Origin of the sequence: Mesorhizobium sp. LSJC280B00 (assembly GCF_000502835.1) — a bacterium.
Lineage (GTDB): Bacteria > Pseudomonadota > Alphaproteobacteria > Rhizobiales > Rhizobiaceae > Mesorhizobium.
In genome coordinates this window covers 37,793-60,101 of sequence record NZ_AYVL01000008.1, presented here as the reverse complement: position 1 = coordinate 60,101, position 22,309 = coordinate 37,793, and the positions used below count along the sequence as shown (strand labels likewise).

Below are 22,309 nucleotides of genomic sequence, written 5' to 3'. Positions count from 1 at the left end.
AGTCTCGGTCAGGATTTTTGGCGAAGGGTCACAATCAGGACCACGGCCACGACGATGACGGTCCACAATGTCGAGATCGCCGCAATGGTCGGATCGATCTGATCGCGCAGCGACAGGAACATAAGCTTCGGCATCGTGCTGTTGCGACCGCTTGCGATGAAGATCGAAATCACGGACTCGTCGAGCGAAGTCAGGAACGCCATCAATGTCGCTGACAGCAAGCTGATCCGAAGTTGCGGAACGATGATTCCGCCAATGGACCTGGCCCAGTTTGCACCGAGGCTGCGCGCCGCCTGAACCTGGTTCCAGTCAAAGCGGGCGAGAGCGGGTAGCAACACAATGCAGGCGACCGGAACAGCCAGCACCACATGTCCGACCAGCACACCGAATAGCGTTCCGATCAGATGTTGTGCGGCCAACACAAAGAAGAGACCGATTGCAAGCAGGATGCCTGGGGTGATTGAGGGGGTCAGCAGGACGCTCTGGATGGCCGCAGCGGTCTTTCCGCCCAGCCGATTCATTGAAATGCAGGCGAGCAGCGCGAAGGGCACCGCGATCAACGCCGTCAACGTCCCAAGGATCAAACTCGTTCTGAGCGCGGCCATCCACGTTGCCGAGCCGAAGAAGTTCTCGTACCAGCGCAACGAGTAGGCCTGCGGCGGAAACTCGAGGAGATTCGACGCCGAAAAGGAAAGCGGCACCACCACGAGCGTCGGCAGCATCAGAAATGCCATGACAAGAGCGGCAAAGCTCCAGAGCAAAATGCGGGCGAGCCTGTTTTGCGGATAGGCTTCAAGCATGGGAGGCTTCCACGGTGTTCTGGGCCACCAGACGGCGTGCCGCCAGCAACATCACACCGATCAGCGCCATAAGAACGAGGAGCAGAATGCCCAGGACGCTTGCCGACCCCCAGTCCTGAAAGGTCGATAGTGTACGCTCGATCCGGGTAGAGAGCGGATTTACCTTGCCGCCGCCAAGCACCGCCGGCGTGATGAAAAAACCTATGGCGTAGATGAGGACGATGATCGAACCCGAGAAGACGCCGCCCGCCGAAAGCGGCATAATGACTGTGCGGATGACCTGCCTGAGAGTGGCCCCCATGCTCGCAGCCGCGCGAATGAGATTTGGGTCGATATCGCGCATCGCAGCATAAACAGGCAGCAGAAAAAGTGGCAGCATGTAGTGCACCATGCCGATGAGCGTTCCCGTGAAGTTGTAGACCAGCGGCAATGGCTCCGCCGTCAGGCCTGAACCGGTCAAAGCCGCGTTGATCAGGCCGTCGCGCCGCAAGAGCACGAGCCAACCATAGGTACGCACCAGAATAGAGGTCCACAGCGGCAGCATGACGAACGCCATGAGCACGTTGGCCAGCCTTGGTCTGACACTGGCCAGCGCCAGCGCCAGCGGGGTGCCGAGAACAATGCAGCCCGCCAGCGTACCCAAGGACAGTTCGAGGGTCGTGACGAGCGCCGACCACGTCAGTCCGCTCGAAAGGACCTTCTGGTAGTTGCCGACGGTGTACTCACCCCCGGTGGTCAGGAAGGATTGCCGGATGATCCAAAGGATGGGCAGTATCGCCGCCAGTCCAACGATGAACAGCGCCGGGAGCGAAAGTGAAAGAAAAAACCGCCGCTCGCGCCGCGCATCCGCCGCGAGCGCCGGGTCCCGGACGACGATCACGCCATCGCTCCCGGTATCGCGTGAACCTTCGCTGCTGGTGCATATGCGGTCATCCGCTGACCGGCGGCAAGCTCGGCGCAGCCGCCGGCCAGCGCTGCCGGAATGCAGACAAGAACCTCTTGCCCGCCGTCAAGCGCCAGCGTCAAAAGCCAGTTCTCGCCGCGGAACGCTTTGGCGCGCAGTATTCCTTCGAGAGCCACTCCGTCTCCCCCGACGAGCTTCGCATCAAGATGGAAGCTTTCGGCGCGGATCATCAGAGTTTCGCGTGATGCTTCGGCGCCGTCGATTCTGCGCGCTGAGCCCGGGGCCACAATGTTGGCCTCGCCCATGAACTCCGCGACGAAGCGGGTCGATGGACGATCATAAATCCGCTGCGGCGTATCTATCTGCTGGATGCGGCCAGAATTCATCACCGCAATCCGGTCAGACATAATCAGCGCTTCGCGCTGGTCGTGGGTTACATAGATCGTGGTGATCCGTAGATGATCATGCAGACGCCGGATCTCATACTGCATGGTCTCGCGCAGGTTCTTGTCGAGCGCCGACAGCGGCTCGTCCATCAACATCACGCGCGGTTCGAAGACGATAGCCCGCGCCAATGCCACCCGTTGACGTTGGCCGCCGGATAGTGCGGCAATATTGCGCTCCGCCAGACCATCCAGCTTCACGCGGGCCAAGGTATCAAGCGCCCGCTGACGCGCCTCCGCTCTCGGTACCTTGCGCAGCACCAGCGGATACGCGACATTCGCCAGGACATTCATGTGCGGAAACAAGGCGTAATTCTGGAATACTATGCCGATGTCTCGTTTGTCGGGCGGCAGGCGGGTGATGTCTCGATCGCCCAAGAAAAGTTTACCGGAATCCGGCCTGACAAAACCGGCCAGAGCCATGAGTAACGTGGTCTTGCCCGATCCCGATGGTCCAAGCAGCGTGAGGAATTCGCCAGCCTGAATGTCGAGCGAAACATCATCCAGTGCGACGTAGGACCCATAAGCCTTGTGCACGCTTTCGATGGTGATCGCGAGCGACTTCATCATGTGCTCCAGCCTTGAAGCGCATCGCGTTCGACCGGCTTCACGCGACGCGCTTTAGGTTCTTGTTTTCATGCATGTCGTTGTCGCGCTGCACATTTTTGCGCGACATGCGTCAGAGCTGAGAGTCAGCGAGCCATCATTTCATCGAAGGCTCTTTGGGCAGCCTCGCCATTCTTGACCCACCATTCTGAATTGGAAAACACCGAAGTGCCAGCATTTTCAGGTGCGGTCGCAAGGGTCTTCAGACGGTCCTCGGGAATAAGGCCACCCTCATATGCCGCAGGATTGACTGGGCCGTAGGCAATGAAATCGGTCAGCTTGGCAACCCGCGCGGGCTGCGTCATCGCTGCGATGAGCTTCATCGCGGCTTCCTTGTTCGGCGCTCCCTTCGGCACCCCAAGACAGTCCGTGCCGATGACCGAACCCTTGAACGTGTAGTCAGCCGCGCCGCCATCTGCTTTCACGGTTTGCGCGCGTCCGTTCCAGGTAATGACCAAATCCGCCTCACCGTCTTTCAGCAACTGCGCGGACTGGGCGCCCGAGGTCCACCACACGGCGACATCTGGTTTGATCGCTTCAAGCCGCTTGATGGCGCGCTCTAGCCCTTCCGGGGTGCTGAGCACGGAATAGACGTCCGCCGGTGCCACGCCATCGGAGAGCAGCGCGATCTCGATCGAGTCTTGCGCATTGGCGCGCAACGCGCGACGGCCAGAAAATTTGGCAACATCCCAGAATTCCGCCCATGTCTTCGGCGGGTTCTCGCCATAGGTCTTGGTGTTCCACGACATGACGGTGCCATAGGAGTCAAACGGATAGCAGTAGTCGGACTTCGCACCCTCCGGGACGGATTTCGGATCGATGATCTTGTAGTCGAGTGGCTCCAGCAGCGATTGTGCGGCGGCCTGGGCACCTTCCGGTGAGCCCAGGTGAATGACGTCGGTCGTGACCGCACCCGAGGTGACCTGCATCTTCAAGGCGGCCAGGCCGTCGCTTAGGGTCTCCTCGCGGACATCATAGCCAAGCTCTTTTGCAGCAGGGCCCCACATGGCTTCCTTCATGGCGTTACCATAATCCCCACCTGCGGTCGTGATGGTGACTGTTTGCGCATGAACGGGCAGGGCAGCCGAGATTGCGAATGCTGTTAAGGAAATGCGTAGCCAGGACATAGGTTCTCCTCCCCAACTTTATCAAACATCGCTCAAAAGAGCCATTATTTTGTAATCGTAACGTTACGATTGCATCTCAATGCGCTGGAGTCAAGCTGCTTCCTACGGGAGTTTCGATTGACCGGGATGTCGAATTCGGTAACGTTATGGCGGTCAGCAAATCAGCCGGCGCTTTCGCAAATGAAGTCGGGCGAACAATGGCCAATCTAAAGCAGATCGCCGCGGAACTTTCCCTGTCGGTGACCACGGTTTCCCGCGCTCTGAAAGATGGACCGGAAGTGCAGCCCTCGACCATAGCCCGCGTCAAGGAGGCGGCTAAGCGGGTCGGCTATTTACCAAATCATCATGGTCGCGCGCTCAAAACCGGTCGAACGCAGACGCTGACGGCCGTACTCCCGATGGAAACACGAGACCATCTGTCCGATCTGTTGAAGCTTCCTTTAATCGAAGGCATGACGCTGGCGGCGCGGCAAGCCGGTTATAGTCTGTCCATCTATTCCACCACTCCCGACGACGATCCCGTTGAGAGTGTGCAGCGGCAGCTTCAGGCTCGCAGCGCAGACGGCCTGGTCATCACGCGCCTGGTGTCGGCTGATCCGCGCGTCAAGCTGCTGCTGGATAAACGCATGCCGTTCGTCGCGTTTGGAAGAACCGACATGGATATCGCGTATCCTTATGTCGATGTCGACAATGAACAGATTGCCTACGAGGCGACCCGGCGGCTCATGGATAAGGGCTGTCGACGCATTGCGCTGCAACTTCTCGTTCCGGAGGACCAGGCGAGTGCCATGCGTCTTTCCGGGTATGGAAGGGCAATGGCCGAGGCTGGTATTCCGATCGACCCATCGTTGATCGGTCATGGCATGTTCACCATGGAATCGAGCGCAGGCTGGTTCGATCGCTTGCTGGCGTCATCAGATCCGCCAACGGGCTTGGCGTGCGCCAACGAACTGGGCCTTCTGGGAGCGTTGCACGCTCTCGGCAAGCGGGGTCTTACACCAGGCCGCGACGTCCACATCGTCACCCGTGACAGCACGCGGCTGGCACGCTTCCTGCCGGCAAAGATCGGAGTTCATTCCGTGGATATGGCGGGTGTTGGACGCAAACTTATCGAAGTCCTGGAGAGCCGGATCATCAATCCGCTTGGGCCGGTGGAGACAGTCTTGGTGCAAGGCAGATTCGAGCCGGCCGAATAATCCGGGCTGCCCTCAGGGGGCCACCTCGTCTTGAACCGGCCGGATCAGCGCCTTTGCGGCAACTGCTCCCGCCGCAAGGATGCGATCCGACAATTCCGTCCCTTCCACGGCGCGCGCGAGTTGAAGCGCGCCGATGAGCGTTGCAAACATGCCCAACGCAGCGCCCTCGGGATCCTCGGTCGGCGGCAGAGCTTCGGCTATCTGGCGCACCAGGGATTGAACGCGCTCGGCATAGAGGGCTCGCGTTTCAGGCGGCTGCCGCGCGATTTCCGGCAACAACGCGGCCGAAGCACAACCCTTTCCAGGATTGTCCCGGTGCTCGGCCGATAGATACGTCTCTATGGCCATTTCCGGACCGCCGGCGGCCAACGCTTCCTGCACTTGATGCGACTGCGCGTCCAGCGCCGCCGCCACGCTTTCACGGACGAGCTCCGCCTTGGACTGGAAGTGCGGATAGAAGGCGCCGTTCGTCAGCCCGGCGTCGCTCATGATGGTCGCCAGCCCGGACGCCGCGATGCCGTCAGATCGAAAACGTTCGGCGGCGACCTCCATGATCCGGCTGCGTGACGCGTCTTTTCGGCCCTTTTCGTAGCGCATGGTCTTTCTTTCCTGTCCTGCTATTGCATTATGTTCATAATCTGATATTACGACCATAATTCAATTCGTGGAAATAAGCTAGACCTCTCGAACCTGGAACATCAAAAATGAATGGGAATTCTGAAAAAACCGCAATCGTGACCGGAGCCTCCTCGGGCATCGGCCGCGCCAGCGCCGAGGCCTTGGCGCGGGCGGGTTTCACTGTCTTCGGGACAAGTCGCCGCAAGACCAGTAATGGTCCGGGCGGAGTGACCATGCTGGCATGCGACGTGACCGATGATGCGGCCGTCAATGCGCTCGTTGCCACCGTGCTTGCGCAGACTGGCCGGATCGACCTCCTGGTCAACAATGCCGGTGTCGGTCTGCTAGGAGGCGCCGAGGAATCCTCGGTCGCACAGGTACAAGCCCTATTCGACGTCAATCTGTTCGGCGTCATGCGGATGACCAATGCGGTGTTGCCGTCGATGCGGCGGCGCGGCGAAGGGCGCATCATCAATATCGGCTCGATTCTGGGACTGGTACCCGCGCCATACACAGCTCATTACTCGGCGGTCAAGCACGCGCTCGAAGGCTATTCGGAATCGCTCGACCACGAGGTGCGCGCCTTCAACGTCCGCGTTTCCGTCATCGAGCCGGCATTCGTCCGCACCGTCTTCGACCAGAACGGCATCGAGCCGGATTCGCTGTTGAAGGAATACGATCGGGCTCGAGCCGGGTTCAAGGCGCTGCTGGGCGATGTGATGCCCAAGGCCGATCGGCCGGAAGTGGTGGCGGATGTGGTTGTCAAGGCAGCGACCGATGCCCGTCCGCGGCGGCGCTATACCGCTGGTAAGGCAGCGCGCCAGGTCAGCCTGCTGCGCCGCTTTGCCCCCGCGGGGATTTTCGACAAGAGCCTGCGCAAGCAGTTCCGACTGCCGGTCTGAACAACGGCGAGCCAGAGGATTTCACGCACATGCGACTAGCAACTACGACACATTTGGCCAGGCCCTTCGAAACGGAGGCGCCAAGCATGACACATAGATCCAATCGGTCGCCGCGTTCACCGGCGTTGTTCCAGGACGCGCCAACGCGCTCGGTCGATGTCGGCGGCATAGCTTTTGCGTACAGGGAACTCGGGCCCAGGACGGGCGTGCCGGTGATCCTGCTCAACCATCTGGCTGCTCAGCTGGACAATTTTGATCCGCGCATCGTCGATGGCCTCGCTGCGACCCGGCGGGTGATTGCCTTCGACAATCGCGGCATCGGTGCTTCGGGTGGCAAAACTCCGTCGACCATTTCCGGCATGGCGCGGGATGCGGTCGCCTTTGTCCGGGCGCTGGGGTTCGAAGAAGTCGATCTCTTCGGCTTTTCACTCGGCGGCTTCGTGGCGCAAGAGATTGTGCTGACCGAGCCCAAGCTTGTGCGCAAACTCATCCTGGCTGGCACGGGGCCGGCCGGTGGGCAAGGCATCGACAGGGTGACGCCGCTGACGATCGTGGACATGATCAAGGGCGCGCTGACTTTTCGGGATCCGAAGTACTATCTCTTCTTCACAAGAACGCCGAATGGCCGCCGCGCCGCAAACGCATTTCTGCGACGGTTGAAAGAGCGCCGGAATAACCGGGACAAAGCGGTATCGCTGAGTGCGTTCGGCGCGCAACTCAAGGCGATCAAGGCCTACGGACTCCAGGCGCCACAAGACCTGAGCACCATCCGCATTCCCACTTTGGTTGCGAATGGCGACCAGGACAGGATGGTGCCGAGCAGCAATACCTATGATCTCGCCGGGCGTATCCCGGGGGCGCATCTGGTTATCTATCCGGATGCCGGGCATGGCGGGGTATTTCAGAACTACGCCGATTTTGTCCCGAAAGCCCTGTCCTTCCTCGAGGCTGAGGCCTTGCCGCAGGGCGGCCATGCAGCTGAAAACGTTCGGCTTGTTTCGTCCCGAACAACAACAGACATTCTTAGAAAGTAACTGCCATGAAGGCATTCGTTGTCGATAAGTATAATAAAAAGGGCACCCTGAGGCTGGCCGAAATGCCGGAGCCGGAGCTCCAGGACAGCGATGTCTTGGTCGAGGTCCATGCCGCAGGGGTGAACCTGCTCGATTCCAAGGTCACAACCGGAGAATTCAAGCTCATCTTGCCCTACCGCCGGCCCTTCATCCTGGGCCACGACGTGGCTGGGAAGGTTATCCGCGTGGGATCGAAAGTCAGCAAGTTCAAGGCAGGCGACGAGGTCTATGCGCGGCCGCGCGATGGCCGGATTGGGACATTCGCCGAATTCATTGCCGTGAATGAGGCCGACGTAGCCTTGAGGCCCGAGAATCTCAGTATGGAAGAGGCGGCGTCGATTCCCCTGGTCGGTCTCACCGCCTGGCAGACGCTCATCGAACGGGCAAACCTGAAGAAGGGACAGAAGGTCTTCATTCAGGCTGGTTCCGGCGGCGTCGGGACATTTGCTATTCAGTTAGCCAAGCACCTCGGCGCGACCGTTGCGACAACCGCGAGCGCGGCGAGTGCCGATCTGGTCAAAAGTCTCGGCGCCGATGTCGTCGTCGATTACAGGAAAGACGACTTCGAGAAAGTTCTGTCGGGCTACGATGTCGTCTTGAACAGCCAGGACGCCAAGACACTGGAAGAATCCCTGAGCGTGCTGAAACCGGGTGGCAAGCTCATCTCCATCTCCGGTCCACCGGATCCCGAATTTGCCAGGGAAAAGGGACTGAACTTGATGCTGAGGCTGGTGCTGCGCTTCCTGAGTCGCGGAATTCGGGCCAAAGCCAAGCGCCGCGGCGTGCAGTTTTCGTTCCTTTTCATGTGGGCGCAGGGCGATCAGCTGAGCAAAATCACCGCTCTCATCGAAGCCGGCGCGATCCGCCCGGTTGTGGATCGGGTCTTTCCATTCGAAGCGACCAATGACGCTCTGGCCTATGTCGAAACAGGACGCGCCAAGGGCAAGGTCGTCATCAAGGTCAGATAGCAGTTGCCTCGAACGCAGCCTTGAGCGTCTCGAACGGCGCCAGGGCGCCGCGCACCTGCACGACGGCGGCGGCGACGCGATGGGCGCGCAGCACCGCCTCTGCCGGGGCATGGCTGGCAAGGCGAGCGGCGAGATAGGCGCCGTTGAAGGAGTCGCCGGCGCCGGTGGTGTCGACCGGGGTGGCGACGTGTACCGCCGGCACCGATTGCAAGGTTCCGTTTTGCGCGATCAGCGCCGGTTCCTCGCCGTTCTTGACGACGACTTCGCCGACCAGCTTTCGCAGCCGTTCAGCTGTTTTCTGCGGTGTCGTATCACCAAACAGCATCTGCTCGTCGGGAAAGGTCGGGAGCGCGATGTCGGCGACGGCGAGCGCCTCGAGGATCGCGGCCTGCGCTTCCTCGCTTTGGCGCCATAGCCGCGGCCGGTAGTTGGGATCGAAGGCGATCAGCGAGCCGGCCGCGCGCGCCTTGGCCACGGCCGTCAGCAGCACCGTGCGTGCGTCGTCGTCGAGGATTGCCAAAGTTATACCGGAAAAATAGACAAGCGCCTGGTTTTCAAGGCTTTTCTGCAAAGCGGCTGGGTCCGAAGCCAACTGCCTTGCGGCCGCATCGGCCCGCCAATAGGTGAAAGAACGTTCGGCGCCGGTCAGCGTGATCGCATAGAGGCCGGGGCGGGCGCCCGCTATCACCGGGCTGGCGCCGATGCCGATGCCGTTCTCGGCCAGGAACTTGATCTGGTCGCGTGAGAACGGGTCGTCGCCGAAGGCCGACACATAGGTCGCCGGCCGGTCGCCGCTCAAGGCATGCAGCGCCCATAAAGTGTTGAACGTGTCGCCGGCAAAGCCCATGCGCCAGTTCGGCCCGGCCTGGCCCGAAAGCTCGAGCATGCACTCGCCGATCGAGGCGATGCCGTTTCCTGCCATGAAGCACTCCTCCATCCTGCAATTGCGGTGCTGTAGCTTTTTGCAACCGGCAGCGCCATGCTTGGCAACGGCGGATTCTTGCACTGGGCGCGATTTCCCACAGGGGCGTGGGACGCGATCTGCCCAGCGAAACGTTATCCGCAGAACAGGAATGGGTTTGGCATCGTTATGGCGTTATCTTCTTGGAGGCCTCGGCCTGGCTGCCTTGCTCGCCGGCGTGCTNAATGGGTTTGGCATCGTTATGGCGTTATCTTCTTGGAGGCCTCGGCCTGGCTGCCTTGCTCGCCGGCGTGCTGGCAATCGTCTATCTGACGGCGCCGCGTGCGCCGCAACCAAGCTCGGATGTAGGCCGTTCCAAGACGACGGCGAACAAGCTGTTCGTGGCGACTTTCGAGCCCGAGAAAGGCGTCATCCGGCAGGGCGAACTGGAATCCTGGCTGCTCACGCTCAAAACCGTCGAGGGTGCGCCGGTGGAAGGTGCTGCGATAACGATTTCCGGCGGCATGCCGCAGCACAAGCACGGTCTGCCGACCAGCCCGCAGGCGACCGATTACCTCGGCGAGGGACGCTATCGCATCGACGGCGTGAAATTCACGATGAGCGGGTGGTGGCAATTGCATTTTGCCATCTCCGCCGCGGCCGGCTCGGACACTGTCGTCTTCAACGTGGTGCTGTGAGCCATAGATGAGCCGGTTTTCCAGTCTTCTCGCGTTGGTGATGGTGGCGGTGCTCGCCGGCTGCGGCAGACCGGAGTTTTCCGACGCCGAGAAGCAGACCATCGCCTCATTGGCGCTGTCGAGGCTGCCGCCGCTGAAGCCCGATACCACCAATCGCTTTGCCGACGTGCCGGCCGCCGCGGCACTCGGCTCGACGCTGTTCTTCGACACCGGGATGAGCGGCGGCGGCACGGTATCCTGCTCGACCTGCCACAAGATCGACCGCCAATTCCAGGACGACCTGCCGCAAGCGGTCGGCGTCGGCCGCACCAACCGGCGGACCATGCCGCTGGCCGGCGTCGCGCATGATCCCTGGTTCTTCTGGGACGGGCGGCGCGACAGCCTGTGGGCGCAAGCGCTGACACCGCTCGAAAATCCGCTGGAGCAGGCCGGCAACCGCGCCGCCTTCGCGCATTACATCAAGGCCCGCTTCGGCGAGCGCTACGAGCGCATCTTCGGGCCGCTGCCGGACCTTTCGGGCGTGCCGGCCAATGCCAGCCCGCTCGGCACCGATGCCGAGAGGGCGGCCTGGAACGCCATGCCCGCCAGCCAAGCCGAGGAGGTCAATCGCGTCTTTGCCAATATCGGCAAGGCGATCGCCGCCTTCGAGCGCTCGATCGCGCCGCCGCAGACGCGCTTCGACCGCTTTGCCATTGATTTGGTGGCCGGCGCCAAGCCGAAAGGCGACGCCGCCTTTTCGTCGGAGGAAATCCTCGGCCTGAAATTGTTCATCGGCAAGGCCAATTGCGTGACGTGCCACAACGGCCCGCGTTTTACCGACGGCAGCTTCCACAACACCGGCGTGCCGCCGGTCGCGGGCCTGCCGCCGGATCGCGGCCGCGTCGACGCGGTGGCGCAGGTCGAGGCCGATCCGTTCAACTGTTTCGGCGCCTTTCGCGACGGCGATGCCAGCGCCTGCCGCGAGTTGCGCTTCATGGTCAAGACCGGGCCGGAACTCGTCCGCGCCTACAAGACGCCGTCGCTGCGCGGTGGCGCCACCCGTCCGCCCTACATGCATGCCGGGCAGTTTTCCTCGCTGGACGAGGTGGTGGCGCATTATTCGAAGGCGCCGGCAAGTGTCGAGGGTGTGTCAGAGGTCCACCCGCTGCAGCTTTCGGATCGCGAACGCGCGGCGCTGGTGGCGTTCCTGAAGACGCTGGCGGAGTGAGGGTGGCGGGGTAGCGATCCTTCGCGCCCCCCTCTGTCCTGCCGGACATCTCCCCCTCTAGTGGGGAGATTGGCAGCTTCGGTGCGCCGTTCACTCCTGCGACGTTTAGAGATTGGCGAAAGCGGCAGTGACAACCGATCTCCCCCCTGGAGGGGGAGATGTCCGGCAGGACAGAGGGGGCGCTGTCCCGCCGGCGTTTCCTACCGATCCTTCACCGTCTCCATCGCGACAAACGTCGAGGTCTGGGCAACGTGCGGCAGGGCGGAGATGCGCTCGCCGAGCACGCGGCGGTAGGCGGCGATGTCGGTGGTGCGGACCTTCAGCAGATAGTCAAAGCTCGACGCCATCATGTGGCACTGCTCGATCTCCGGCACCGCCTGCACGGCGCGGTTGAAGGCGTCGAGCGCGGCCGAGCGGGTGTCAGACAGTTTCACCTGGACGAAGGCGACATGGCCTTCGCCCATGCGCTCGCGGTCGATGATCGCCTGGTAGCCCCTGATGAAGCCGTCCTTCTCCAGCCGTTTCACCCGCGCCTGCACCGGCGTCTTCGACAGGCCGACTTTCGCCGCCAGTTCCGACATGGAAAGCCGGCCATTGCTGCCCAGAGCCGACAGGATGTTCCTGTCGATCCGGTCCAATTGGTCTTCTGTCACTGGATTCCTGGTCGAATTGGAGGTGATCAGTCGTAATGATAGATCGATCGATCTGTCTTGTCGATTTCTTTGGACCGACCGCAATCCCTACTTATGTTAGCTTGCGCCATTCGGTCCGGTGACCGCCGGCCCGCTCCCTTATGCTCGTTCTACAGGACCGCCATGCCAGCGCTCGACACCATCCGCCAGCAGATCCGTGCCAATTATTTGCCCGACGAAGACCAGGCGGTGAAGCGGCTGGCCGAGGCGGCCGGGCTGTCCGTGCAAGACCGCAAGGCGATTTCGGCCCGTGCCGCCGATCTGGTGCGCGCGGTGCGCGGCTCGTCCGATCCGCGGCTGATGGAGGTCTTCCTGTCCGCCTACGGCCTCTCGACCAAGGAGGGCGTGGCGCTGATGTGCCTGGCCGAGGCGCTGCTGCGCGTGCCCGACACCGAGACGATGGACGACCTCATCGCCGATAAGATCGCGCCGCACGACTGGTCGGCACATTCGGGCGGCTCGAGCTCGATCTTCATCAATGCGTCGACCTGGGCGCTGATGCTGACCGGCCGCGTGCTCGACGAAGGCGAGGGCGGCATCGAAGGCACGCTGCGCGCCATGGTGCGCCGGCTCGGCGAGCCGGTCATCCGCAAGGCGGTTGCGGCGGCGATGCGCGAGATGGGCGAGCAGTTCGTGCTCGGCCGCACCATTGCCGAGGCGGTCAGGCGCGGCCGACCGATGACGCAGAAGGGCTATCTCTATTCTTTCGACATGCTGGGCGAGGCGGCCCGCACCGAGGCCGACGCGCTGCGCTACCTCAAGGCCTATGCCGATGCCATCTCTTCGCTCGATGCCGGCGCCAACGGCCCCGACATCCGCCAGAACCACGGCATTTCGGTAAAACTGTCGGCGCTGCATCCGCGCTATGAAGTGACGCAGAAGGAAACGATGCTGCCCGTCATGGCCGAGCGGCTGCTGTCGCTGGCGCTGGCGGCGCGCCATTCGCGCATGGGCCTCAACATCGACGCCGAGGAAGCCGACCGCCTCGATTTGTCGCTCGACGTCATCGAGCGGGTGCTGGCCGAACCGGAGCTTGCCGGCTGGAACGGCTTTGGCGTCGTCGTCCAGGCCTATGGCCCGCGCGCCGCCTTCGTCATCGACTGGCTCTACGAATTGGCGAGGAAATACGACCGCAGCATCATGGTGCGGCTGGTCAAGGGCGCTTATTGGGATACCGAGATCAAGCGGGCGCAGACGCTCGGGCTCGACGGCTATCCGGTTTTTACCCGCAAGGCCAATACCGACGTCTCCTACCTGGCCTGCGCGAAGAAGCTTTTGTCGATGACCGACCGCATCTACCCGCAATTCGCCACCCACAACGCCCACACCGTCGCCGCCATTCTGTCGATGACGACGGACCGCGATACATTCGAGTTCCAGCGGCTGCATGGCATGGGCGAGGCGCTGCATGAGACGGTGCGGCGGACCGAAGGCACGCGCTGCCGCATCTATGCGCCGGTCGGCGCGCATTCCGACCTGCTCGCCTATCTGGTCCGCCGGCTGCTGGAGAACGGCGCCAATTCCTCCTTTGTCCACCAGCTCACCGACGAGGAAGTCGAGCCCGAGGATATTGCTCGCGACCCGCTCGAAACCGTCGAGAAACAGGGTCCCGCCGCCAATCCGGCTATCCCCCGCCCGCCGGCGATCTTCGGTGCGGCCCGCCGCAATTCCAAGGGCTTCGATATCACCGACACGCCGACGCTGGCGGCGATCGACAAGGCCAGGGCCGAGTTCGCCGGGCCGGACCGCTGGCACGCCAAGCCGGTCAGCCGCGCTGCCGGCTATGGCAAGCAGCGTCCGGTGGTCAATCCGGCAAAACCTTCCGAAGTGGTCGGCACGGTGAGCGAGGCCGGCGCCAAGCAGGTCGAGACCGCGGTACGCATAGCGGTGGAGGCACAACCGGCATGGGCAAGACGCCCGGTCGCCGAGCGCGCTGCCATCCTCAACCGGGCGGCCGATCTCTACGAGGCGAACGCCGTCGAGTTCTTTGCGCTCGCCGCCCGCGAAGCCGGCAAGTCGCTCGCCGACGGCGTTGCCGAGGTGCGCGAGGCGGTCGATTTCCTGCGCTACTATGCGGCCGAGGCCGCCAATGCCGAGGCGGGCACCGAGGCGCGCGGCGCCATCGCCTGCATCTCGCCGTGGAATTTTCCGCTCGCCATCTTCACCGGCCAGATTGCAGCGGCACTCGTCACCGGCAATTCGGTGATCGCCAAGCCAGCCGAACAGACGCCGCTGATCGCCTTCCGCGCTGTCCAGCTGCTGCGCGAGGCCGGCGTGCCGGAAGACATCATCCAGCTTCTGCCCGGCGACGGCCCCACGGTCGGCGGCCCGCTGACCGCCGATCCGCGCATTGCCGGCGTCTGCTTCACGGGCTCGACCGAGGTCGCCAAGCTGATCGAAAAGCAGCTCGCCGAGACCGCCGTGCCCGACGCCATGCTGATTGCCGAGACCGGCGGCCTCAACGCCATGATCGTCGATTCCACCGCACTTCCCGAACAGGCGGTGCGCGACATCCTCGCCTCCGCCTTCCAGAGCGCCGGCCAGCGCTGCTCGGCATTGCGCATTCTCTACGTGCAGAAGGACGTCGAGAAGAAGATGCTTGAGATGCTGAAAGGCGCGATGGAAGCGCTCAGCCTCGGCGACCCGTGGCGGATATCGACCGATGTCGGCCCGGTCATCGATGACGAGGCGCAAGCGTCGATCCGTGACTATTGCACCAAAATGGGCCTGCAGGGCCGGCTGATCGCCAAGCTCGAAGCGCCGAAGGACGGCCGCTTCGTTGCGCCGCACGTCTTTCGGGTCAAGGGCATCGAGGAGTTGGAGCGCGAGGTGTTCGGGCCGGTGCTGCATGTCGCCACCTTCGATGCCGACGAGATCGATGCGGTGATCGCTGCGATCAACCGCAAAGGCTATGGCTTGACCTTTGGCCTGCACACCCGCATCGAAGGCCGCGCCCAGCATTTCGTCGATGGCATCCATGCCGGCAACATCTACGTCAACCGCAACCAGATCGGCGCCGTCGTCGGCGCGCAGCCGTTCGGCGGCGAGGGCCTTTCCGGCACCGGGCCGAAGGCCGGCGGGCCACATTATCTCCGGCGCTTCCGCAAGGGGCCGGAAGCCGGCACCCATCTTGCCGAAGGCCGCAAGGTGACGGCGACCGAGCTCGCCGACAATCTGCCGGACCCGGCCTTTGGCGGCTGGTCGACGCGGCCGGATCGCGTCGCCATCCTGAGGAAACATCTGCGCGGCAAGGGTGCCGCGGCTATCGGCACTGCCGCCGGCATCGATTTCGGCCAGGTCGACCTGCCCGGGCCGACCGGTGAGGCCAACACGCTGTCGCTGTCGCCGCGCGGCCGCGTGCTCTGCCTTGGCCCGGACGCAGATACGCTGCTTGCCCAGACGATCCAGGCGCTGGCCGCCGGCAATGCGGTGCTCGCCGTCGCGCCCGGCGCGCCGGCAGCACTTTCGTCACTGACCGGCAAGGGACTGCCGCTGGCGGCCATCGACGGCAGACCGGACCCGGTCGAAGCGCGCTCGCTGCGGGTCGATGTCGTTGCCTTTTCCGGCACGCCCGAGGCCGCGCGCATCGTGCGCAAGGTCATCGCCGAGCGCGCCGGCCCGATCGTGCCGCTGATCAGCGAAGTCTATTATCCGGCCGCCTACGCCCACGAGCGCGCCGTCTGCGTCGACACCACGGCGGCGGGCGGCAATGCCAGCCTGCTGGCCGCTGCGTAGGTTCGCCAGGGCTCGCGTATCGCGGGCAGGGCGGCGCCAACTTTGGTGCCGGCATGGGGACGGTCGCTATCTGATACCGAGCGGCACTTCGAACTGCCAGGCCGAGCGACCGGCTCCGTCTGGAATAGGGGGAAAGGGAGAAGCCCGGCGGACTGCGTCGAGTGCGGCCTTGTCCAGCGCGGCAACACCCGAACTGCCCGTCAGCCTGGCCGACCGGACGCTGCCGTTCGAGCCGACGGTAAAGGCAACCGTAGCTGTGCCGGTGGCGCGCGTGCGTGTCGAATTGAAGGCCCTCACCAGCTTTGACCTGATCTTGCCGGGATAGTTCGTGACGGCTGCATTGCCGATGCCTGATTTGCCGCCCCTGCTGGCGGTCAGGATCTTGCCGTCCTTCCTGCCGTCGGCCATGCCGCGCGCGACATCCGTTTCGTGACGGCCGCCGGAGCCGGTCTTTTTCTTCTTGGAATCGGCTTTCGCAAGTGCCTTGCTCGCCTTCCTGCGCAGGGCCGGCTTTTCAGGCTCGTTTGGTTCGGCCTTCCTGGCCGGCTTGTTCTTTGCGGTTGCCTTCTTCGGCTGCTTGGGCTCCGGCCTGTCCGGCTTCGGTTCTTCCGCCGCGCCGACTGTCTCGGTCGTCTGAACTGTTTCCGCCGGCGCCGGGTCGGCTGGTGCCGGTGCGCTTGTCTCGGCAGCCTCGGCCGTTTCGGCCGCGCTGACTGGCGGCGGCACGGCATTGTCGTCGGCAGACACCAGTCTGTCGGTCGCAAGAACGTCGGGCGATGGGTCCTGGCGCGCCGGCTGCGCAGGTGCTGGTTCGGTGCGATCGGCAGGCGCAGCAGTTTCCGTGGCGGCCTCGTTGACCGGCTCAACCACTTCTTTGTCCGATGTCTCCGCCGCATCGGTGACCGGCTGGAGCGTCTCCTCTGCCGCGGCCGCCTGCGCCTCGACCGTTTCGACCGGCTTGGCGTCGAGCATGGTCACCATCGTCACGTTGGACACTTCCGGATCGTCTCCGACATCGCCGGCCGCCTGCTGCGGGTCGGCGCCGAGCAGCATTTCGCCTTGCTGGTCGGCACCTTCGATGCTTGGCCGGTCGTCCGGCAGCGTGAGGAAGGCCAGCGCCACCGCCACGTGGAATGCGCAAGAGCAGGCGATCGCCACCGTCCAGTTGCGGCGCCGCCGCGTCTGTCGTGCCTGCCGCAATGGCTCCATAGGTACCGCAGTCAAGTCGCCGTCGGCATCGGCGATGTAACTGTCTTCCGGCCTGTCGCGCGGCGAAACACGCAGGGCCCCGCGCGGGATGGCGAAATCCGGATCGTCCGGCTCCGGCGGCAGGAAACCGGCTAGTGGCCACGCCATGGTGTTTCGTGCGAATGCGGGTTCCGGTCCCAAAATTCAGACCCCGAAGGCGATGCCGGTCCTGGTCTGCGTCTTCAGCCCGCGCATGCAGGCATTCGGCTCGGCGCCGGCGCATTCCGTGGCGCTGTTGATCAACACGCGGCTGACCTTGCCGCAATCCGTGCCGGCAAGATCGAAACGCGTCACCTTGGTCTTGCCTGCCGGCAGATCCTTGAAGTCGAGCACGGTCAGCCGGTCGGCGACGCCGGCCTCGTTGAACAGCGCGATCTCGAATGCCGCCTTGGAAAGGTCGGCGCCGAGATTGTTGGTGACCACGAAGGTCAGGCGGCAGCCCTTGTCGGAGGGCCGCGCGCCGTTCAGCTCGAGGATCAGCGCCGGTGCTTGCTGTTGTGTCCACGCCGGAGCCGCCGCAAGCAATATTGCCAGCACCGCGGCGAACAGATGAAGGGATGCCGTCATGCCTTTCATTGTCTCAGCCTCCAAACCTCATCGTCGCCGCCAGCTTCAGGGTGACGCCTGGCTCGTAGACAACACTGGTGGTCGATGCGTTCAGCGGGTTGGCGTATTTGACGTCGAACAGATTGTCGGCGCGGAAATCGACCTTGAAATTGTCGGTCGCCTGGTAGCTGGCGAAGGCATTGACCAGCGTGTAGTCCCTGGCCACCGGGTTGCCCTGCGGCTTGCCGTTGTATTGCACCTCGCCGCCGATGGTCAGCCTGTCCTCGAGGAAGCGAAAGCCGAGTTGCCCGGTGACCTGGGAGGAGGGGACGGTGACAAGGTCCGCCCGTTCGCCTTCATAGGAAATCGTGTGGCCGTCGGTGAACGACGCCGAAAGCCCGGCAAAGCCCCAGGCGGCATCATAGACGCCCTCCATCTCGAAGCCGTGAATCTTGGCCTTGGCGAAATTCTGATACTGGAAGCAGATCGGGATGCCCGGACCGAACGGGCAGCCGCTGGTCGGGTCGAACGGCGAGAGCGTCACGCCGTCGATGTAATCGTCGACATTGTTGTTGAAATAGGCCGCCTTCAGCCGCAGCGCGTCGTCGGCCACAATGACGCCGTTGGTGCTGTAATTGACGCCGAATTCCACGGTCTTGCCGGTTTCAGGCTTGAGATTGGGATTGGGGAGGAACGGGAAGCTGACGCCGGCCGGATGATTGCCGCTGATCAGGGTCTCCGACAGTGAGGGAGAACGGTAGCCTTCCGCATAGGTGCCGTAGAATTGCAGGCCGGAAAGGCTGGCAGTTTCGAAGGGCGAAATGCCCACTGTGATGCGTGGCGACAGCCGGTCGCCAGAGGTTTCGCCGACATCGCTGTCGAGCTTGTAGCTGTCGTAACGCAGCCCGGCGATGACCTCGAGCCAGTCCCAGGTGAGCTTGTCCTGAACGTAAGCGCCGGAGACGTTCCTGTTGCCCGAGGGCGTATAGAAGCTGTCGCCGCCCGCCGTGCCGCCTGTCTCGACATCGTCGCCAACCCAGTCGCCGCCATAGGTCAGCTCATGCGCGATTCCAACGGTCTCGAATCTCGACGTGTTCCAAATGTCGATGCCGGAGGTGCCGATGTCGAACGTCGATTTCGAACCCGCCGGCAAAACCACGGGCAGGCCGGTGACCGGATCAAACCGGTTTTGCGCGACAAGGGTCGTCAGATCGAGCTTGGTCTTGTTGTAAGAGGCATTGATGTGGAGATCGAGCCAGCTCTTGTCTTCGTCGGTGATGTTGTAGCGGGCCGTGAACGTATTCGCCTTCAGGTCGGCGTCGTTCACCGGCGCGCTGCCGCTGGTCTCGGTCCATCCGTCGTTCGAACCGATCCAGCCCAGCTTCAGCTCGCTGTTTTCGCTGGGGCGGATGGTCGTCTTGAGGAGGCCGCTCAAAACGTCGAAGCCGGTGCCCGCTACAGTGTCGCCGCCGCCATGCTTGTAGTCGTCATAGTCGCGGTAGACGATATTGCCGAGCACGTCCCAGTTCTCGTTGATCCGATAGGCGCCGGTGGCGCTGGTGGTCCAGCCTTCGCCGTTGGTTTCGTAGCGCCCGGTCGCGGATGCCGCCCAGGTCTCGTCCGGCTTGAGGAAATCCTGCGCATCCTTGGTGTCGAAAAATACGACGCCGCCGATCGCCCCGGAGCCATAGGTGTTGGCGACCGGGCCGCGGATCACATCGACGGATTTGATCAATTCCGGATCGATGTAGAAGGTCGATTGCGTACCGTGATCCGAGCGCTGGAAATTCTGGCGGGCACCGTCGACGATGACGGAGACGCGGCCGAAATCCTGCAGGCCGCGGATGTTGATGCTGGAGCTGACACGCCTTGCGTCGGCCTGGACGGCGACACCCGGCACACCGAACAGCATTTCGTTGGGCGTGGTCGCCATGCGGCGCTCGAGCTGTTCCTCGTCGACATGGCTGGCTGAAGCAAGCGACTCGATCGCCGTCTCGCCGGTACGGCTGAGGATCAGGATCTTGTCGAGCAGTGTGGTACCCGCCGGGGCCGGCTTTACCTTTTCGGGCTGTTGAGACGGGTCAGTCTGCTGCTGGTCGGCTGCCGGTTGGGCGACCTGCTGGGCGCCGGCCGGTGTGGCGAGCAGCGGGATCGCCGCCGTGCCGGCCAGCAACGCGGCCATTTTGCTTGTCATAGAACAATGTGTCAGGCCGCTGCCCGCCAGCCGTCTCCAATTCGCCAACCCCATGCTGCAACTCCAAGAATCCATGTTCGATGCTGGCTGGCTTGGGGCTCGCTGGCATTTTTCATCGCGTCCGGCGTCTTAAATGTTGACTCATTTACTCCGGTATTGCACTGCTAGATAACATGATCATTCGAGTCAAGAATTGAATCGGCATTTCACGCAGGCGCCGAGCCAGATGCCAGGCACAGGAAAGGGATCGAACCCATGAACACGCACAATCCCAGCGACTTTCGCTATCGCGTCCGCCGTTCCGACGAAAATTCCGTCCGTTTCGACCGGGTCCAATCGGCCGTGAGAATGCTGTCCAGCAACACGCTGTTCCAGGGGGAGCACGAGATCGGCATCGAGCATCATGGTGCGCTGTACCGGCTGAAGATCACCCGGCAGGGCAAGCTCATCCTCAACAAGTAGGTGGTAGAAATGGACCAGCGCGTAAAACCCGCCCCGCACGAGATCCGGCGGGCACGGGCAGACAATCCGAAAATGCGCGAGCGCGACCTCGCCGCCCAGCTCGGTATTTCGGAGGCCGAACTGGTCGCCGCGCATTGCGGCGACGGCGTCGTGCGCGTCGAGCCGCATGTCAACGACCTTTTGACTGGCCTCGAAGCTGTCGGTGAGGTGATGGCGCTGACCCGCAACGAAAGCGCGGTGCACGAGAAGATCGGCGTCTACGACAAGGTCGTCACCGGCAATCACAATGCCATGGTGCTCGGCGAGAATATCGACCTGCGTATTTTCCCAAAAGTCTGGTCGCACGGCTTTGCCGTGGAAAAGCGCGATGGCGCCGACATCCGCCGCAGCCTGCAGTTCTTCGACACCGCAGGCGAGGCGGTACACAAGGTGCATCTCAGGCCAGCCTCCAACCTCTACGCCTATCAGAAACTGGTGGCCGGGCTGGAATCGCCGAACCAGGAGCCGACGGTGGCGATTTCAGCGGGCACGGCTGACGAGACCGAGACTGCGGACAACCCGGCGAGCATCGACGATCTGCGCGACCGCTGGAGCCAGCTGACCGACGTGCACCAGTTCTTCGGCATGCTGAAGACACTGAAGATCAGCCGCCGACAGGCGGTGCGAATGGTCGGCCAGGACTACGCTTGGCTGGTCGACAAGGATGCGGTGAACGCCATGTTCAACCACGCCGCTGCTGGCGCCATGCCGATCATGTGCTTTGTCGGCAATCGCGGCTGCATCCAGATCCATTCCGGCCCCGTCGCCTCGATCAAGCCGATGGGACCATGGCTCAACGTGCTCGACCAGACCTTCCATCTGCACCTGCGGACCGACCACATCGATGAGGTCTGGGCCGTGCGCAAGCCGACCAAGGACGGCTATGTCACGTCGCTCGAAGTCTATGGCGCCGACGGCAAGATGATCATCCAGTTCTTCGGTAAGCGGCATGAAGGCGAAAGCGAGCGCGAAGACTGGCGCTTTCTGGCCGAAAACCTGCCGCGTATCCCAAGCCCGACCGCAGCCTGAGGAAAACGACGATGGTTCTTTTCTCCAGGCTGGCATCGGTCTCCAGGTCGGCGCCTGGTCCTGCGGCCGCTGTTTTCCTGGCCTTCGCCGCGCTGATGCCGGCTCAAGCCGCCGAGGGCATCGCGACTTTCGCCGACCGCTCGAGGATCGTGGCCATTGGTGGCTCGATCACCGAGATCGTCTATGCGCTCGGTGAACAGGATCGCCTTGTCGCGCGCGATTCGACCAGCCGCTATCCGCAAGCGGCGGTGGAACTGCCTGATGTCGGCTACATGCGCCAGCTGTCGCCGGAGGGTGTGCTGTCGGTCAATCCGTCGGGCATATTGGCGCTGCACGGCAGCGGACCGAAGGAAGCCGTCGACGTGCTGAAGAAATCGAGCATCCCGTTCATCGAGGTGCCCGAGCGCTATGACAATCAAGGCATTCTCGAAAAGATCCAGATCGTCGGCAAGGCCCTCGGCGTCGGCGCCAAGGCCGATGCCTTGGCCGCCGAGATAGACGCCAAGCTGAAGGCAGCTGAAAAGCAGACCGCCTCGATCAAGGAGCGCAGGCGCATCCTGTTCGTGCTGTCGATGCAGGGCGGCAGGCTGCTTTCCGCCGGCAGCGACACCGCCGCCGACGGCATCATCAAGCTTTCGGGCGGCATCAACGCCATCGACGGCTTTGCCGGCTACAAGCAATTGTCGGACGAGGCCGTCATCACCGCCAGGCCCGACGTGATCCTGATGATGAACAATGCCGGACCGGCCACCGCGGATGACGAACTGTTTTCGAACCCTGCCGTGGCTTCGACGCCGGCGGGTGCCGCCCGCAAGCTGATCCGCATGGACGGCGGCTATCTGCTCGGCTTCGGCCCGCGCACGGCCGACGCCATCCACGACCTTGCCGTCTTGCTCTATGGCGGCCAGGTCACGGATTGAG

Annotated in this window: 20 protein-coding genes; 10 read left to right on the top strand and 10 right to left on the bottom strand. The window is 63.0% G+C overall.

Features of this window, described 5'->3' with window-relative positions; translation table 11 throughout:
- Nucleotides 1-8 precede the first annotated feature (8 nt).
- The 4 genes from X773_RS52695 to X773_RS52680 form a co-directional block, all read right to left on the bottom strand.
- Nucleotides 9-800, bottom strand: coding sequence for an ABC transporter permease (locus X773_RS52695; protein WP_023676453.1), 792 nt, complete (start codon nucleotides 798-800; stop codon nucleotides 9-11).
- Nucleotides 793-1,680 carry an ABC transporter permease gene (locus tag X773_RS52690; RefSeq protein WP_023676452.1) on the bottom strand — a complete coding sequence of 296 codons (888 nt, stop codon included), beginning with the start codon at nucleotides 1,678-1,680 and terminating at the stop codon, nucleotides 793-795. The genes X773_RS52695 and X773_RS52690 overlap by 8 nt, the downstream gene beginning before the upstream one ends.
- Nucleotides 1,677-2,714, bottom strand: coding sequence for an ABC transporter ATP-binding protein (locus tag X773_RS52685; RefSeq protein WP_023676451.1), 1,038 nt, complete (start codon nucleotides 2,712-2,714; stop codon nucleotides 1,677-1,679). The genes X773_RS52690 and X773_RS52685 overlap by 4 nt, the downstream gene beginning before the upstream one ends.
- A gap of 125 nt (nucleotides 2,715-2,839) precedes the next feature.
- Nucleotides 2,840-3,880, bottom strand: coding sequence for an ABC transporter substrate-binding protein (locus X773_RS52680; RefSeq protein WP_023676450.1), 1,041 nt, complete (start codon nucleotides 3,878-3,880; stop codon nucleotides 2,840-2,842).
- 146 nt (nucleotides 3,881-4,026) lie between these two features.
- Between X773_RS52680 and X773_RS52675 the strand changes: the two genes are divergently transcribed.
- Nucleotides 4,027-5,076, top strand: a complete 1,050-nt coding sequence (locus X773_RS52675) for a LacI family DNA-binding transcriptional regulator (RefSeq protein ID WP_245274687.1) — start codon at nucleotides 4,027-4,029, stop codon at nucleotides 5,074-5,076.
- A gap of 12 nt (nucleotides 5,077-5,088) precedes the next feature.
- Here X773_RS52675 and X773_RS52670 read toward each other — a convergent pair whose 3' ends face one another.
- Entirely contained in the window at nucleotides 5,089-5,673 is a 585-nt protein-coding gene (locus X773_RS52670; protein ID WP_023676448.1) for a TetR/AcrR family transcriptional regulator, read from the bottom strand.
- A gap of 107 nt (nucleotides 5,674-5,780) precedes the next feature.
- Here X773_RS52670 and X773_RS52665 point away from each other — a divergent pair, with 107 nt between their 5' ends.
- The 3 genes from X773_RS52665 to X773_RS52655 all read left to right on the top strand — a co-directional run bounded on the left by X773_RS52665 (nucleotide 5,781) and on the right by X773_RS52655 (nucleotide 8,637).
- Nucleotides 5,781-6,596, top strand: coding sequence for an oxidoreductase (locus X773_RS52665; protein ID WP_023676447.1), 816 nt, complete (start codon nucleotides 5,781-5,783; stop codon nucleotides 6,594-6,596).
- An 86-nt stretch (nucleotides 6,597-6,682) separates the two neighbouring features.
- The gene (locus X773_RS52660; protein WP_023676446.1) at nucleotides 6,683-7,630 is read left to right on the top strand and encodes an alpha/beta hydrolase; all 948 of its coding nucleotides are present in this window, start codon (nucleotides 6,683-6,685) and stop codon (nucleotides 7,628-7,630) included.
- 5 nt (nucleotides 7,631-7,635) lie between these two features.
- Complete coding sequence (locus X773_RS52655; protein WP_023676445.1) at nucleotides 7,636-8,637, top strand: NADP-dependent oxidoreductase; 1,002 nt, start codon at nucleotides 7,636-7,638, stop codon at nucleotides 8,635-8,637.
- Here the strand turns inward: X773_RS52655 and X773_RS52650 are convergent.
- On the bottom strand, nucleotides 8,630-9,559 hold the full coding sequence (locus tag X773_RS52650; RefSeq protein WP_023676444.1) for a sugar kinase: 930 nt from the start codon (nucleotides 9,557-9,559) through the stop codon (nucleotides 8,630-8,632). The two genes, X773_RS52655 and X773_RS52650, sit on opposite strands and share 8 nt — an antisense overlap.
- A 230-nt stretch (nucleotides 9,560-9,789) precedes the next feature.
- On the opposite strand from X773_RS52650, the gene X773_RS52645 reads away from it, so the two are divergent.
- Together X773_RS52645 and X773_RS52640 are read left to right on the top strand one after the other, a co-directional pair.
- Nucleotides 9,790-10,236 (top strand): FixH family protein, encoded by a 447-nt coding sequence (locus X773_RS52645; protein WP_023676443.1) that lies wholly within the window; start codon nucleotides 9,790-9,792, stop codon nucleotides 10,234-10,236.
- Nucleotides 10,237-10,243: 7 nt separating this feature from the next.
- Nucleotides 10,244-11,443: a cytochrome c peroxidase gene (locus X773_RS52640; protein WP_023676442.1), complete on the top strand. Its 1,200-nt coding sequence runs from the start codon at nucleotides 10,244-10,246 to the stop codon at nucleotides 11,441-11,443.
- A 200-nt stretch (nucleotides 11,444-11,643) separates the two neighbouring features.
- Here the strand turns inward: X773_RS52640 and X773_RS52635 are convergent, their stop codons facing one another.
- Nucleotides 11,644-12,096, bottom strand: coding sequence for an Lrp/AsnC ligand binding domain-containing protein (locus X773_RS52635; protein ID WP_023676441.1), 453 nt, complete (start codon nucleotides 12,094-12,096; stop codon nucleotides 11,644-11,646).
- Between the two features lie 162 nt (nucleotides 12,097-12,258).
- Between X773_RS52635 and putA the strand changes: the two genes are divergently transcribed.
- Complete coding sequence (putA, locus tag X773_RS52630) at nucleotides 12,259-15,870, top strand: bifunctional proline dehydrogenase/L-glutamate gamma-semialdehyde dehydrogenase PutA (RefSeq protein ID WP_023676440.1); 3,612 nt, start codon at nucleotides 12,259-12,261, stop codon at nucleotides 15,868-15,870.
- A gap of 66 nt (nucleotides 15,871-15,936) precedes the next feature.
- On the opposite strand, the gene X773_RS78085 is transcribed toward putA, so the two are convergent.
- Genes X773_RS78085 through X773_RS52610 form a run of 3 tightly spaced genes read right to left on the bottom strand, consistent with a single transcriptional unit; the run spans nucleotide 15,937 to nucleotide 19,846 of the window.
- A complete protein-coding gene (locus tag X773_RS78085) occupies nucleotides 15,937-17,226 on the bottom strand; it encodes an energy transducer TonB (RefSeq protein ID WP_023676439.1) in 1,290 nt (429 codons plus the stop codon).
- Nucleotides 17,227-17,262: 36 nt separating this feature from the next.
- Nucleotides 17,263-17,694 (bottom strand): hypothetical protein, encoded by a 432-nt coding sequence (locus X773_RS52615; protein WP_023676438.1) that lies wholly within the window; start codon nucleotides 17,692-17,694, stop codon nucleotides 17,263-17,265.
- A 4-nt stretch (nucleotides 17,695-17,698) separates the two neighbouring features.
- Nucleotides 17,699-19,846, bottom strand: coding sequence for a TonB-dependent hemoglobin/transferrin/lactoferrin family receptor (locus tag X773_RS52610; RefSeq protein WP_245274686.1), 2,148 nt, complete (start codon nucleotides 19,844-19,846; stop codon nucleotides 17,699-17,701).
- 267 nt (nucleotides 19,847-20,113) lie between these two features.
- Between X773_RS52610 and hemP the strand changes: the two genes are divergently transcribed.
- From hemP to X773_RS52595, 3 genes are read left to right on the top strand one after another with little or no spacing between them, the layout of a single operon-like run.
- The gene (gene hemP, locus X773_RS52605) at nucleotides 20,114-20,320 is read left to right on the top strand and encodes a hemin uptake protein HemP (protein WP_023676436.1); all 207 of its coding nucleotides are present in this window, start codon (nucleotides 20,114-20,116) and stop codon (nucleotides 20,318-20,320) included.
- Between the two features lie 9 nt (nucleotides 20,321-20,329).
- Nucleotides 20,330-21,388 (top strand): hemin-degrading factor, encoded by a 1,059-nt coding sequence (locus tag X773_RS52600; RefSeq protein WP_023676435.1) that lies wholly within the window; start codon nucleotides 20,330-20,332, stop codon nucleotides 21,386-21,388.
- Between the two features lie 11 nt (nucleotides 21,389-21,399).
- Nucleotides 21,400-22,308: a hemin ABC transporter substrate-binding protein gene (locus X773_RS52595; RefSeq protein ID WP_023676434.1), complete on the top strand. Its 909-nt coding sequence runs from the start codon at nucleotides 21,400-21,402 to the stop codon at nucleotides 22,306-22,308.
- Nucleotide 22,309: the final 1 nt, after the last annotated feature.